The sequence below is a fragment of the Billgrantia sp. NRB1 genome (genome assembly GCF_056921725.1).
The window spans coordinates 4,113,159-4,125,298 of record NZ_CM167783.1 but is presented as its reverse complement, the minus strand read 5'-3'; the positions used below and the strand labels follow the sequence as shown (position 1 = coordinate 4,125,298).

General features: G+C 68.2%; 13 protein-coding genes. 3 read left to right on the top strand and 10 right to left on the bottom strand.

Annotated features, from left to right (window positions below; all coding sequences use genetic code 11):
• Positions 1-53: 53 nt before the first annotated feature.
• Both recG and ACZIYR_RS18920 read right to left on the bottom strand, forming a co-directional pair.
• Positions 54-2,147 carry an ATP-dependent DNA helicase RecG gene (gene recG, locus ACZIYR_RS18925; RefSeq protein ID WP_483527727.1) on the bottom strand — a complete coding sequence of 698 codons (2,094 nt, stop codon included), beginning with the start codon at positions 2,145-2,147 and terminating at the stop codon, positions 54-56.
• On the bottom strand, positions 2,144-3,064 hold the full coding sequence (locus ACZIYR_RS18920; protein WP_473031858.1) for a hydrogen peroxide-inducible genes activator: 921 nt from the start codon (positions 3,062-3,064) through the stop codon (positions 2,144-2,146). The genes recG and ACZIYR_RS18920 overlap by 4 nt, the downstream gene beginning before the upstream one ends.
• Positions 3,065-3,143: 79 nt before the next feature.
• Between ACZIYR_RS18920 and ACZIYR_RS18915 the strand changes: the two genes are divergently transcribed.
• On the top strand, positions 3,144-4,016 hold the full coding sequence (locus tag ACZIYR_RS18915) for an NAD(P)H-binding protein (protein WP_473031857.1): 873 nt from the start codon (positions 3,144-3,146) through the stop codon (positions 4,014-4,016).
• Between the two features lie 196 nt (positions 4,017-4,212).
• Here ACZIYR_RS18915 and ACZIYR_RS18910 read toward each other — a convergent pair whose 3' ends face one another.
• The 8 genes from ACZIYR_RS18910 to ACZIYR_RS18875 form a co-directional block, all read right to left on the bottom strand.
• Positions 4,213-4,728: an acyloxyacyl hydrolase gene (locus ACZIYR_RS18910; protein ID WP_483527726.1), complete on the bottom strand. Its 516-nt coding sequence runs from the start codon at positions 4,726-4,728 to the stop codon at positions 4,213-4,215.
• Between the two features lie 27 nt (positions 4,729-4,755).
• Complete coding sequence (gene thpR, locus ACZIYR_RS18905; protein ID WP_483527725.1) at positions 4,756-5,271, bottom strand: RNA 2',3'-cyclic phosphodiesterase; 516 nt, start codon at positions 5,269-5,271, stop codon at positions 4,756-4,758.
• Between the two features lie 24 nt (positions 5,272-5,295).
• The gene (locus ACZIYR_RS18900) at positions 5,296-5,685 is read right to left on the bottom strand and encodes a RidA family protein (RefSeq protein ID WP_483527724.1); all 390 of its coding nucleotides are present in this window, start codon (positions 5,683-5,685) and stop codon (positions 5,296-5,298) included.
• Between the two features lie 83 nt (positions 5,686-5,768).
• The gene (locus ACZIYR_RS18895) at positions 5,769-7,904 is read right to left on the bottom strand and encodes a RelA/SpoT family protein (protein ID WP_483527723.1); all 2,136 of its coding nucleotides are present in this window, start codon (positions 7,902-7,904) and stop codon (positions 5,769-5,771) included.
• 21 nt (positions 7,905-7,925) lie between these two features.
• Entirely contained in the window at positions 7,926-8,186 is a 261-nt protein-coding gene (rpoZ, locus tag ACZIYR_RS18890) for a DNA-directed RNA polymerase subunit omega (protein ID WP_473031853.1), read from the bottom strand.
• A gap of 158 nt (positions 8,187-8,344) precedes the next feature.
• Complete coding sequence (gene gmk / locus ACZIYR_RS18885) at positions 8,345-8,959, bottom strand: guanylate kinase (protein ID WP_473031852.1); 615 nt, start codon at positions 8,957-8,959, stop codon at positions 8,345-8,347.
• 130 nt (positions 8,960-9,089) lie between these two features.
• Entirely contained in the window at positions 9,090-9,479 is a 390-nt protein-coding gene (locus ACZIYR_RS18880) for a fluoride efflux transporter FluC (protein WP_473031851.1), read from the bottom strand.
• Entirely contained in the window at positions 9,476-9,868 is a 393-nt protein-coding gene (locus ACZIYR_RS18875) for a fluoride efflux transporter FluC (RefSeq protein WP_473031850.1), read from the bottom strand. The genes ACZIYR_RS18880 and ACZIYR_RS18875 overlap by 4 nt, the downstream gene beginning before the upstream one ends.
• 204 nt (positions 9,869-10,072) lie before the next feature.
• On the opposite strand from ACZIYR_RS18875, the gene ACZIYR_RS18870 reads away from it, so the two are divergent.
• Together ACZIYR_RS18870 and ACZIYR_RS18865 are read left to right on the top strand one after the other, a co-directional pair.
• Positions 10,073-10,414, top strand: a complete 342-nt coding sequence (locus ACZIYR_RS18870) for a hypothetical protein (RefSeq protein ID WP_483527722.1) — start codon at positions 10,073-10,075, stop codon at positions 10,412-10,414.
• Between the two features lie 73 nt (positions 10,415-10,487).
• Positions 10,488-12,101 carry a multicopper oxidase family protein gene (locus ACZIYR_RS18865; RefSeq protein ID WP_483527721.1) on the top strand — a complete coding sequence of 538 codons (1,614 nt, stop codon included), beginning with the start codon at positions 10,488-10,490 and terminating at the stop codon, positions 12,099-12,101.
• Positions 12,102-12,140 lie beyond the last annotated feature (39 nt).

Below are 12,140 nucleotides of genomic sequence, written 5' to 3'. Positions count from 1 at the left end.
TTCAATGGTAGCCGCTTCGTGTTCTAACAATGGCAACACGCGCCGCCGGGGGATCAGACTTGCCCGTAGCGCCCAGCCTCCTCCCCCAGCCAGCGGCGGATCAGCGGCCGGCTGGCCTCGGGGTGGCTGGCTAGCAGCGCCTCGGCCAGGGGGGCGACGCGCTCCAGCAGGTCGGCGTCGCGCTCCAGGTCGGCGATCTTCATCTGGGCCAGGCCCGTCTGGCGGGTGCCCAGCACCTCGCCGGGGCCGCGCAGCTCCAGGTCCTTCTCGGCGATGCGAAAGCCGTCGGTGGTCTCGCGCATCACCGCCAGGCGTTCCTTGGAGTGGGCCGACAGCGGCGGATGATAGAGCAGCACGCAGAAGCTCTCGGTGGCGCCGCGGCCGACCCGGCCGCGCAGCTGGTGCAGCTGGGAGAGCCCTAGCCGCTCGGGGTTCTCGATGATCATCAGGCTGGCGTTGGGCACGTCGACGCCCACCTCGATCACCGTGGTGGCCACCAGCAGGTCCAGCTCGCCGGCCTTGAAGGCGTCCATCGTCTCGGCCTTCTCGGCGGCCTTCATGCGCCCGTGGACCAGGCCGATGGCCAGTTCCGGCAGCGCCTCGGTGAGCTCGTCCCGAGTGGCCTCGGCGGCCTGGCACTCCAGCGCCTCGGACTCCTCGATCAGGGTGCAGACCCAGTAGGCCTGGCGCCCCTCGGCGCAGGCGTGGCGAATGCGCTCGACCACCTCGGGGCGCCGCTCGTCGGGCAGCGCTACCGTCTTCACCGGGGTGCGGCCGGGGGGCAGCTCGTCGATCACCGAGACGTCCAGGTCGGCATAGGCGCTCATCGCCAGGGTGCGGGGAATCGGCGTGGCGGTCATCACCAGCTGGTGGGGCGTCAGGCCGCCGGCCTCGCCCTTCTCACGCAGTGCCAGGCGCTGGTGCACCCCGAAGCGGTGCTGTTCGTCGACGATGGCCAGGCCCAGGCGCTCGAAGTGCACGTCGCCCTGGAAGAGCGCATGGGTGCCCACCACCATGCGGATGCGGCCGTCCTGGATCGCCGCCTTGGTGTCCAGGCGCGCCTTGCCCTTGAGCTTGCCAGAGAGCCAGCCCACCTCGATGCCGAGCGGTTCGAACCAGGCGCGAAAGGCGCGATAGTGTTGCTCGGCCAGCAGCTCGGTGGGGGCCATCATCGCCGCCTGGCAGTCGCCGGCGATGGCGGCCAGCGCCGCCATGGCGGCCACCACCGTCTTGCCGGAGCCCACGTCGCCCTGCACCAGGCGCAGCATGGGTACCTCCCGGGCCAGGTCGGCGCCGATCTCGTCCAGCACCCGGCGCTGGGCGCCGGTCAGCGAGAAGGGCAGCTGGGTGAGAAAGCGCGCCTGCAGGCTGCGCCCTGAGGGCAGGGCGGGGGCGCCATCCTCCTGGATCTTCAGGCGCACCGCCTGCAGGCTGAGGCGATGAGCCAGCAGCTCCTCCAGGGCCAGGCGCCGGGTGGCCGGGTGGCGGCCGCCGGCCAGGGTCTCGGGGTCGACCTCCGGCGGGGGGTGGTGCAGCACTAGCAGGCAGTGATGCAGCTCGGGGAGCCGGAAGCGGCCGCGCAGGTCGGCGGTGAGCCAGTCGGGAAGCGCCTCGGGATGGGCCTCGAGGCGCGCCAGGGCCTGGTCGATCAGTGAGCGCAGGCGGGTCTGGTGGAGCCCCTCGGTGGTGGGGTAGATGGGCGTCAGGTGCTCCTCGACCGGCGGCGCCTCGGCGCTGAGCAGGCGGTACTCGGGGTGGTAGAGCTCCAGGCCGGTGGCCCCGGCGCGGGCCTCGCCGAAGGCGCGCACCCGGGCGCCGGGGCGGAACTGCTGCTGCTGGGCCGGCGAGAAGTGGAAGAAACGCAGGCTGAGGATGCCCGAGCCGTCCCGTAGCCGCACCAGTAGGCTGCGGCGGCGGCCGCGCACCACGTCGCTGGCCGTTACCTCGCCCTCCACCACCGCCTCGTGGCCGGCCCGCAGGGTACCGATGGGCGTGATGCGAGTGCGGTCCTGATAGCGCAGCGGCAGATGGAACAGCAGGTCGGCCACGCTTTCCACACGCAGGCGCGCCAGCTTGGTGGCCAGCGCCTCGCCGACGCCCTTGAGGTCGGTAACCGGCGCGTCGAGCGCAGAGCGATCGGCGCTCATGCCGGCTCGGGCAGCGCCTCGTGGCACCGGGCGATGGCCGCGGTGAGGGTATCGATGGCCTTGGGGCGCGGGAAGCTGGCACGCCAGGCGATGGCCACGGTGCGCGATGGCGCCGGTTCGCTGAAGGGAAGGCTGACCAGCAGGCCGCTCTCGTAGTGGCCGGTGCCGATGGCCGAGCGCGGCAGCACGGTGATGCCCAGCTTGGAGGCCACCATATGACGAATGGTCTCCAGCGACCCGCCCTCGGCGGTGAGGGTGTTATGAGGACTGTTGAGCTTGTGGCTGATCGCCGGGCAGGCCTCGAGGATCTGGTCGCGGAAACAGTGTCCTTCGCCGAGCAGCAGCAGGCGTTCGTCCAGCAGGTCCTCCTTGTCGATGGTGGCCCGCTGAGCCCAGGCGTGGTCGGCGGGGATCAGCACCTCGAAGGCTTCGTCGTAGAGCGGCTTGGTGACCACGTCGGTCTCGGTGAAGGGCAAGGCAATGATGATGGCGTCGAGCTCGCCGCTTCTCAGCTTGCGGCGCAGGTTGGCGGTGAAGCCCTCTTCGATGTAGAGCGACATCTGCGGGGCACTGCGCGCGAGCTCGGGGACCAGATGGGGGAACAGGTAGGGGCCGATGGTGTAGATGGCGCCGATGCGCAGGGGGCTGGCCAGCTGGTCCTTGCCGGCGTTGGCCAGCTCCTTGATCACGCTGCTCTGTTCCAGCACGCGCTGGGCCTGCTCGACGATCTTCTCGCCCAGCGGGGTGACCTGGACGGTGGACTTGGAGCGCTCGAACAGCGCCACGCCCAGCTCTTCCTCGAGCTTCTTGACCGCCACCGAGAGGGTGGGCTGGGACACGAAGCAGCGCTCGGCGGCGCGGCCGAAGTGGCGCTCCTGAGCCAAGGTTACGATGTAGCGAAGTTCTGTTAGAGTCATGATGGTGCCCGCGGGCATCCTCTCGAAGGATGGATGAGGTTTTTCCAATAGGGACTTTTTATCAGGGGGCGAGAGAAAGGTGAAGAATACGACGCTTATTCTAGGCTGTGGCGATATCGGCATGGTGCTTGGCCGCGAACTGATCGAGGCCGGTCACCGGGTCATCGGCGCCCGCCGCAGCGCGGCGGCGCTGGCGGGGAGCGGCATCGAGCCGCTGGCCCTGGACCTCAACGACGAAACCGCCCTGGCCGCGCTGCCGGATGCCGACTTCGTGGTCTATGTGCTCAGCGCCGACCGCTTCGAGGAGGCCGCCTACCGCGCCGCCTACCCGGACGGGCTCAAGGCGGTGCTGCGCACCTACGAGGGGCGCGACAAACCGCCGCAGCGCATCCTTTTCGTCTCCTCCACCAGCGTCTACGGCCAGAAGGAGGGGGAGCGGGTCGACGAGCAGAGTCCGGCTGAGTCCGCCGGCTTCTCGGGCGTGCTGATGCGTGAGGCCGAGCAGGCCCTGCACGACAGCCCGCTGGCCGGCAGCGTGGTGCGCTTCTCGGGCATCTACGGCCCGGGCCGCGACCGGCTGATCCACCAGGTGCTCGAGGGACGCATCGCGCCCAAGGCGCCGCCCATGTACTCCAACCGCATTCACCGCGACGACTGCGCCGGGGTGTTGGCCCACCTGATCGCCATGAGCGAGGCGGGCAAGCCGCTGGACGATCTTTACCTGGCCAGCGACTGCGACCCGGCACCGCTCTATGAGGTAATGGCCTGGATGGCCAAGCTGCTCAAGGTGGAGCCCACCGAGGTGATCCAGGCGCCGCTGCGCAAGCGCGCCAGCAAGCGCTGCGACAACGGCCGGCTGCTGGCCACCGGCTACGCCTTCCGCTACCCCAGCTACCGCGACGGCTACGCCCAGGTGATGCAGCTGGGCGGCTTCTTGCCGGAGCCGGTGTGATGGCGCTGGCGGGTATTTCTGGTTCTTTGCACTGTAGCGTGAACACGCTTGGCAAGCATTAAGGTGGGAGGCCGCGGTTCGACGCCTCGACTCTGCCAGCGGTTCGACGAAGGCGCCCCATGGGTAGCGCTGCGCGCTACTTCGCGAGCTGAAGCTCCCTCCCACAAGGCCCATTCTCGCCAGTCTGCGATGAACCTTATCTGAGCTGCCGGTGGTAGCCCAGCGTCAGGGTCTCGAAGCCGTCGTTGGGGGCCTTGATCCCGGCGTTGGAATAGTGGGTAAGGCTCAGCGCCAGCTCGCCCTGGCCCAGAGGTAGCCCCAGGGCCAGGCGGTCCTGGAACTGGAAGGCGCTGGCCAGCTCGCGGGTTTCCAGACGGGTGCGGTAAAACAGCGCCGCGCCGATGCCTGCTTCCAGGAAGGGGCGCCGCTCGCTGGCAAAGGTCCAGCGCAGTGTGGGGCTCAGCAGCCAGGCGGCGTTGTCGTCGCCGTCATCCCCGGGCAGGAGTACCAGCCCGGTCCCCAGGCGCAGCCCAAGCCGTTCATGGAGCCGGGCCAGGGGGAGCGGCCAGGCGATCTCGGCCTGCAGTGCCGTGGTGGACTCGCTGGTGGCGCCCGCCGCCACGCTGATCTCGGCGTTAGCCAGGGCGTTGGCGCTGAGCGCCATGGCCAGGCCGGTAAGCAGTCCAGCACCCAGGCGGCGCAATGGCGACATTCCCTTCCCTCCGAGGTGGCGAGCGTTTCAGCTCCCGCGCGAGCGAGCCAGGCTGGCATAGCGGGCGCCGTGCTGATCGACGATTGAGTGAATCAGCTCAATCTGATGATAGGCCCATTCCAGGCGAATGTCCGGCAGCCGCTTGCTGTCGAATCGCCTGGCGCGCCGCAGCAGGGTGACGTGGGGAACGAAGTGCGCGGGCCGCCCCTGCTGCCCGAGAGCTTCCAGATCATCCCACAGCCGCCGGTGCAGGGCCTGCAGCGGCGGATCCTTTGCCTCGCTCCCGACCCAGACGATTCCCGGTCGGCGGAAATGGCCCCAGGCATCGAGCCGCCAGCGCCCCGGGGGAGCGGCGAGGCCGCTAACCCAGTCGATCAGCTCGCCGGTCTTGGCCTCCTCCACCTCGCCGAGAAAGGCCAGGGTCAGGTGCAGGCTCTCGTCGGGCATGCGCCGCCCGCCGCAGCGGGCCTGGGCGACATCGGCCAGCTCCCCCAGCCGCTCGCGTAGCGCCGGCGGCGGCACCAGCGCCAGAAAGAGCCTCATCGTGACACCCCAGAATCCGCCTTCCTAGTCGCCGATGACCATGACAGCTTCCGCCTCGAACTGCGCCCCCTTGGGCAGCGCCTTCACGCCCACCGCGGCGCGGGCCGGGTAGGGCTTGGCGAAGAACTCCTCCATGACCTTGTTGACCACCGCGAAGTTGTCCAGGTCCACCAGGTAGAGGTTGAGCTTGACGATTTCGCCCAGCGAGCCGGCGGCCTCCTCGCAGACGGCCTGGAGGTTGGTGAACACCTGGCGGGCCTGGGCCTCGATGTCCTCGGAGACGAGCTCCATGGTGGTCGGATCCAGGGGGATCTGGCCCGAAAGGTAGACGGTGTTGCCGGCCTTGATGGCCTGGGAGTAGGGGCCGATGGCGGCGGGCGCCTTCTCGGTGTTGATCACGGCCTTGTTGCTCATGATGGCTCCTTGCGGCGTTAGCGCTACAGGGTCAATGAATACGCCCGCCCGCTGCCGGCGACAGCGGGCGGGCTCGAGGGGAATCAATTGCCGACGCGACTGATCTTGCCGACGTGGGACAGGTTGCGAATACGCTTGATGATGCGCGCCAGGTGCACGCGGTTGCGCACCGCTAGGGTCAGGTGGACGATAGCCAGGCGGGCGTCGCGCTCTTCGATGCCGATGCGCTCGATATTGGCATCGGCATCGGTGACCAGGCCGGCCAGCTCGGCCACCAGGCCGCGGCGACTCTCGATCTCGAGACGCAGCGCCACCGGGAAGTCCTCGCTATTGTCCTCGGACCACTCCAGCGGGAACAGCTTGTCCGGGTCGCTCTTCAGCTCGTCGAGGTTACGGCACTCGTCGCGGTGCACCACGATGCCTTTGCCCACCGAGAGGTGGCCGATGACCGGGTCGCCGGGCAGCGGATGGCAGCAGCGGGCGAACTTGATCACCATGCCCTCCGCGCCGCTGATCACGATGGGGCCCTGGGACCGGGCGGCCTGGCGAGTGGCCTCGTCTCCGCTGCCGTGCAGCAGGTCGATCAGGCGGCGGGCCACCACGTAGGCCACCCGGGTGCCGAGTCCGATGGACTCCAGCAGGGCATCCTCGTTCTTCAGCGACAGCTCCTTGAGCAGCCGTGGCAGCAGGCCGTCGGGCAGTTCCTCCAGGCTGGTCTCGAACTCGGCCAGTGCCTTGTTGAGCAGGCGGTGGCCTAGCTGCACCGCCTCGGTGTGCTGCTGGTGCTTCAGCGCATGACGAATCGCCGAACGCGCCTTGGCGGTCACCACGAAGTTGAGCCAGGCCAGGTTGGGGCGGGCTCCCGGGGCGGTGATGATCTCCAGGGTTTGACCGCTCTCCAGGCGGGTGGAGAGCGGGGCCAGGTGGCGGTCGATGCGACAGGCGATGCAGCTGTTGCCGATATCGGTGTGCACGCTGTAGGCGAAGTCGATCACCGTGGCGCCCTGGGGCAGTTCCATGATGTCGCCGCGGGGCGTGAAGACGTAGATATCGTCGGGGAAGAGATCGTTCTTGACGTGCTCGATGAACTCCAGCGAGTCCCCGGCATGGCGCTGCATCTCCAGCAGCCCCTTGACCCAGGCCCGGGCCCGGGCGTGGCTGCCCTCGGCGATGGGGTGATCGGTCTGGCCCGCCTTGTAGAGCCAGTGGGCGGCGATGCCGTTGTTGGCCATGGCCTCCATCTCGCGGGTACGGATCTGCACCTCGATGGGCATGCCGCCGGCGCCGAACAGGGTGGTGTGCAGGCTCTGGTAGCCGTTGGCCTTGGGAATGGCGATATAGTCCTTGAAGCGTCCCGGCACCGGCTTGTAGAGGTTATGCACCACGCCGAGGATCCGGTAGCAGCTGTCGACGTCCTCGGTGACGATACGAAAGCCGAACACGTCCATGATCTCGGCGAACGGCTTGCGCTGGTCGCGCATCTTCTTGTAGATCGACAGCAGGTGCTTCTGGCGCCCCACCACGGTGCCGGCGAGTCCCTCGTCGTCGAGGCTCTGCTGCAGGGTGCTCTGCACCTGCCGGATCGCCGAGCGGCGATGGCCACGGGCGCTGGAGACCGCGCGCTTGATGCGTTCGGCGCGCATCGGATGCAGGGCTTGGAAGGAGAGATCTTCGAGTTCGACACGAATGGTGTTGATGCCCAGCCGGCTGGCGATACGGGCGTAGATCTCCAGAGTCTCGCGGGCGATGCGGCGCTTCTTCTCCGGGCGCAGCGCGCCCAGGGTGCGCATGTTGTGCAGCCGGTCGGCGAGCTTGACGATAATCACCCGGATGTCCCGGGACATCGCCAGCACCATCTTCTGGAAGTTTTCGGCCTGGGCGACCGCCTTGTCCTCGAAGGTGATCTGGGTCAGCTTGGAGACCCCGTCGACCAGTTCCGCCACCGGCTTGCCGAACTGCTCGCCGAGCGCCTCCTTGGAGACGCCGGTATCCTCGATCACGTCGTGCAGCATGGCGGCCATCAGGCTCTGATGGTCCATGTGCATGTTGGCCAGGATATTGGCCACGGCAAGGGGGTGGGTGACGTAGGGCTCGCCGGAGCGTCGCCGCTGGCCATCGTGGGCCTGCTCGGCGTAGTAGAAGGCGCGCTTGACCTGCTGGATCTCGTCCGGGGGAAGATAGCCGCCGAGTCGGTCGGCCAGGTCGTCGATGGTGAACATTAGCGCGCCTCGAATGCTGACTTACTCCTCGAGGGCGATACCCGGCTCGCCTTCGTGGCGAATCCTGACCGGCGCTTCGATGGGCTCATCCAGTACGCTGTCGTCGACCAGGCCGGCGGCGATCTCGCGCAGGGCCATCACGGTGGGCTTGTCGTTCTCCCACGGCAGCTGGGCATCGCGGGAGCCGCGCGCCAGCTGGCGGGCGCGCTGGGTGGAGATCATCACCAGCTGGAAACGATTTTCGACGTTTTCGAGACAATCTTCGACGGTGACTCGCGCCATGTGGGTCTTCCTGAAAGCTGAGGGCGTCGCCAGCTGCGGCCGACGACGCCGAGAATAGTGCGGGATAGTCTAGGTTACTCGACGCCCGGCGGCTGTGACAAGCACGGGTAGGCCCTTGCGTCGCTCGCCGCAGAGCTGTCGGCCTGCTTGCGCTCGGGTCAGGATAGCAGCGCCGCCAGCAGCGGGGCGTGGCCCTCTTTGACGCGGGCCAGCGTCAGGCGGCGGCTGATGACCAGCGACTGCAGCTCGCGCAGGGCGGTGGTGAAGTCGTCGTTGATCACCAGGTAGTCGTATTCGTCGTGATGCGACATCTCGCTGACCGCATCGCGCATGCGCCGGGCAATGGTGGCGTGTTCGTCGGTGCCGCGGCTGGCCAGGCGGCGTTCCAGCTCCTCGCGGGAGGGCGGCAGGATGAAAATCGAGACGGCATCGGGCATCTGCTGACGCACCTGGCGTGCCCCCTGCCAGTCGATCTCCAGGATCACGTCCTGGCCGGCGGCCAGCATCTTCTCCACCGCCGGTCGCGAGGTACCGTAGTAGTTGTCGAACACCCGGGCATGCTCGAAGAACTCGCCGCGTTCGATCATCGCCTCGAAGGTTGCCACGTCGACGAAGTGGTAGTTGACGCCATCTACCTCGCCTTGGCGGCGAGCGCGGGTAGTGTGCGACACCGAGACCTGAATCCCGTCGAGGCTTTCGACCAGCTCACGCACCAGGGAGGTCTTGCCGGCGCCGGAGGGAGCGGAAATGATGAAAAGCGTACCTTCAGACATGAGCATGCGTCCCTGATGTGGCGACGAGTGTTGGAGCGACTGCAGGAAAAGGCGGAGTATCGCACGAATTCACCGCCCGCTGCAGGGTGTTTGCGCCCTTCGTCGGGCCCCTGCCGTCATCCGTCGCGGCTCATCCGCTCGCCCGGGCCACTTTCTGTCCATGCCAGGCCGCGGCAAGCCACAGCGGCAGGCTGAGCCCGCCATACAGCAGCGCCAGCCATGGCCGTTCGATGGTGATCAGATACAGAATCTCGAGGCTGAACAGCGAGAAGGTGGTGAAACCGCCGCAGAAGCCGGCCACGAGAAAGGGCTGCCAGCGCGCCACGCGGCCCTGGGTATGGCGGCTCCCGAGGGTGGCCAGCCAGGCGATCAGCCAGGAGCCGACGACGTTGACGATCAGCGTGCCCCAGGGGAACAGCGGGCCGAAGGCCGACAGCGAGCCCACCGACACCAGGTAGCGCAATACGCTGCCAAGGGCGCTGCCCAGGCCGATGGCCAGATAGGGGTACCAGCGGGTCATAGGCTGCTTCCTCCCAGCCACCAGCCCAGGCTCGCCATCGCCAGGCCCGCCAGGCAGGTCGCCAGGACGTTGCCCAGGGAGCGGCGTGGATGGCCGCCCTGCCACAGGCCGAGGGTCTGCAGGCTGAAAGAGGAGACGGTGGTGTAGCCGCCGAGCAGGCCCACCACCAGCGCCAGCCAGGCGGAGGAGAACTCGATGGTGGTGGGGATGCCCAGTCGCGCGGCGAGCCAGCCCGCCAGCAGGGCCCCGGTCAGGTTGACCGCCAGGGTGCCCCAGGGAAAGCGCACGCCGAGCCAGTGGGCGAACAGTTGGGTCACGGCCAATCGCCCCATCCCGCCCAGCGCCCCTCCCACGGCCACCAGCAGCAGGCTGGATGCTTCGACTCCCATGGCGTGCTCCCCTTTTCTTGTTTGTCGGCCGGCTACACGATGCGCTGGAGGTTAAACCAGGGGGGCGTCACGCTCAATGCAGCATCAGGGGGAGTTGATGTTGCCTATAGAAGATAGAAGAACCTGTGGGCAGGGCTCAGGTTGCGGGTCTCCCGGGGAGCGTGAAATACTCGTTTCCACTGCCCCGACAAGACCGCTCCCCCCATGCGTCGACTCTCCTGTCACTGCCTGATCTACCTGTTGATGGCCCTGGTGCTGGCCTTGGCGCCGCCCGTGGTCGCGGGTGGAAACCATGGGGATAGCGGCTGCCTCGAGACCCGAGCGGCCTTCGCGGAGGCGGCTCCCTGGGGCATGACCGATGCAGGGGATGTGGAGGAGCCGGATGCTTCGCTGGCCTCTCCCTGCTGCCTACCCTGTGCCCAGTGCGGCACCACCGCGGCATTGCCGGCCGGCGATGCGGTGGCGGCGTCTCTTCCCTTGAGCGGGCCCGACCTGGGTGACCCCGCGGGCCCTCCCGATCCCTTCGAGCGACCTCCTCGCCGCTGAACCTCTGCTTCCCCTGATGACGTCGCGGGTGACCGATCCGCGGCGAGAGTGTTCATGTCACGAGGACAATGCAATGAAACGTCGCGAATTCCTGGGCTACTCGGCGCTGGGTGCCCTGGTGCTGTCAACGGCGGGCACCATGGGCTATGCCCTGTCGCGTCAACATCCCAGTTCCTCTCCGCCCGCGGCGCTGGCAGCCCGGCCGCCGGGGGGGCTGCCGCTTCAGCCGCTGCCGCGTATCGCCAACCTGAGCGAAGCGGCGGGTCGCTTTCGCAGTGCCTTGACTCCCGCCCCTCATGGGGTGCCGCTTAGCGATGAGCTCGAGGCCAGGCTGTGGCTCTACAACGGCAAGGTGGCGCCGCTGATCGAGGTGCGCGAGGGCGACGAGCTGGACATCACCCTGATCAACGAGTTGGAGCAGGAGACCACCCTGCACTGGCACGGCGTGCCGGTGCCCCAGGCCCAGGATGGTGCCCCCTGGGACGCCGTGGCGCCGGGCGAGTCGCGCCAGTACCGCTACACCTTCCCCGATGGCAGCGCCGGCCTGCACTGGTTCCATCCGCATCCCCACGAGGGCACCGCCCGACAGGTGGCTCACGGCCTGGCCGGAGCCCTGCTGGTGCGCCCGCCCCAGGATGTGCTGCCCGTCGAGGTGGAGGTGCACCTGCTGGTGGTCAGCGACCTGCGCCTGAGGGCGAACGGTGAGGTGGCGCCGCATACCGCCGAGGACTGGATGAATGGCCGGGAGGGCGAGCTGCTGCTGGTCAACGGCCAGCGTGAGCCGCGTCTGGACGTGGCGCCGGGGGCCACGCTGCGCCTGCGCCTGATCAATGCCTGTGCCGGGCGCTACCTGCGTCTTCGCCTGGACGAGCACGAACTGACCCTGATCGGTACCGACGGCGGCCTGATCGAGCGTCCGCAGCCCTTGGAGGAGCTGCTGCTCACCCCGGGGGAGCGTGCCGACCTGCTGGTGCGCGTCAGCGAGCAGGCCGAAGGGCGCTTCCTGCTGGCCAGCCACCCCTACGAGCGGGGCTGGATGGGCGCCAGGCCGCCCCATCTGGACCAGGTCGCCCCTCTGCTGGCGATCCATACCCGCAACGCCGGTCGGCAGCCCGCCGTCAGCCTGCCGGAGCGTCTGGGTCGCATCGAGCCCCTGGGCGAACCGGATGTGCGACGTCGGGTGGAGTTCACCGAGGTGATGGATCATGACGATCACGAGGCCGAGCACGGTGATCCCCATGCCGCTCACGGCGGCGGCAACGGCAGTCATCACGGTACCCATGGGCAGGGTGCCGGCCATGCGGGCCATGGGGCCGATCATCACGGGGACGCCGAGGCGGCCCGCCCGGAGGTGGATTTCCTGATCAACGGCCGCGCCTTCGCCATGGACGAGATCCTCTTCGAGGGCAGGACCGGCGAGGTGGAGGAGTGGGAGGTCTTCAACAACTCTCATATGGATCACCCCTTCCATGTCCACGGCACCCACTTCCAGGTGATCGCCATCCGGGACGCCGACGATGCGTGGCGCGATGCCCCATGGCTGGCCTGGAAGGACACCATCAATCTGGCGCCCTACCAGCGCCTGAGACTCCGCATGGTGTTCCGCGAGCCCGGCGACTGGCTGTTCCACTGCCACATCATCGAGCATGAGGAGTTGGGCATGATGGCAACCATCCGCGTGAGTTGAGGTCGCCCGCGACCCCTCCGATGCCGGGGCCGCCGGATG

Excerpts from the sequence above, each read along its gene's own strand:
- recG (WP_483527727.1), bottom strand. The coding sequence starts at position 2,147 with ATGAGCGCCGATCGCTCTGCGCTCGACGCGCCGGTTACCGACCTCAAG.
- ACZIYR_RS18920 (WP_473031858.1), bottom strand. The coding sequence starts at position 3,064 with ATGACTCTAACAGAACTTCGCTACATCGTAACCTTGGCTCAGGAGCGC.
- ACZIYR_RS18910 (WP_483527726.1), bottom strand. The coding sequence starts at position 4,728 with ATGTCGCCATTGCGCCGCCTGGGTGCTGGACTGCTTACCGGCCTGGCC.
- thpR (WP_483527725.1), bottom strand. The coding sequence starts at position 5,271 with ATGAGGCTCTTTCTGGCGCTGGTGCCGCCGCCGGCGCTACGCGAGCGG.
- ACZIYR_RS18900 (WP_483527724.1), bottom strand. The coding sequence starts at position 5,685 with ATGAGCAACAAGGCCGTGATCAACACCGAGAAGGCGCCCGCCGCCATC.
- ACZIYR_RS18895 (WP_483527723.1), bottom strand. The coding sequence starts at position 7,904 with ATGTTCACCATCGACGACCTGGCCGACCGACTCGGCGGCTATCTTCCC.
- rpoZ (WP_473031853.1), bottom strand. The coding sequence starts at position 8,186 with ATGGCGCGAGTCACCGTCGAAGATTGTCTCGAAAACGTCGAAAATCGT.
- gmk (WP_473031852.1), bottom strand. The coding sequence starts at position 8,959 with ATGTCTGAAGGTACGCTTTTCATCATTTCCGCTCCCTCCGGCGCCGGC.
- ACZIYR_RS18880 (WP_473031851.1), bottom strand. The coding sequence starts at position 9,479 with ATGACCCGCTGGTACCCCTATCTGGCCATCGGCCTGGGCAGCGCCCTT.
- ACZIYR_RS18875 (WP_473031850.1), bottom strand. The coding sequence starts at position 9,868 with ATGGGAGTCGAAGCATCCAGCCTGCTGCTGGTGGCCGTGGGAGGGGCG.
- ACZIYR_RS18870 (WP_483527722.1), top strand. The coding sequence starts at position 10,073 with ATGCGTCGACTCTCCTGTCACTGCCTGATCTACCTGTTGATGGCCCTG.
- ACZIYR_RS18865 (WP_483527721.1), top strand. The coding sequence starts at position 10,488 with ATGAAACGTCGCGAATTCCTGGGCTACTCGGCGCTGGGTGCCCTGGTG.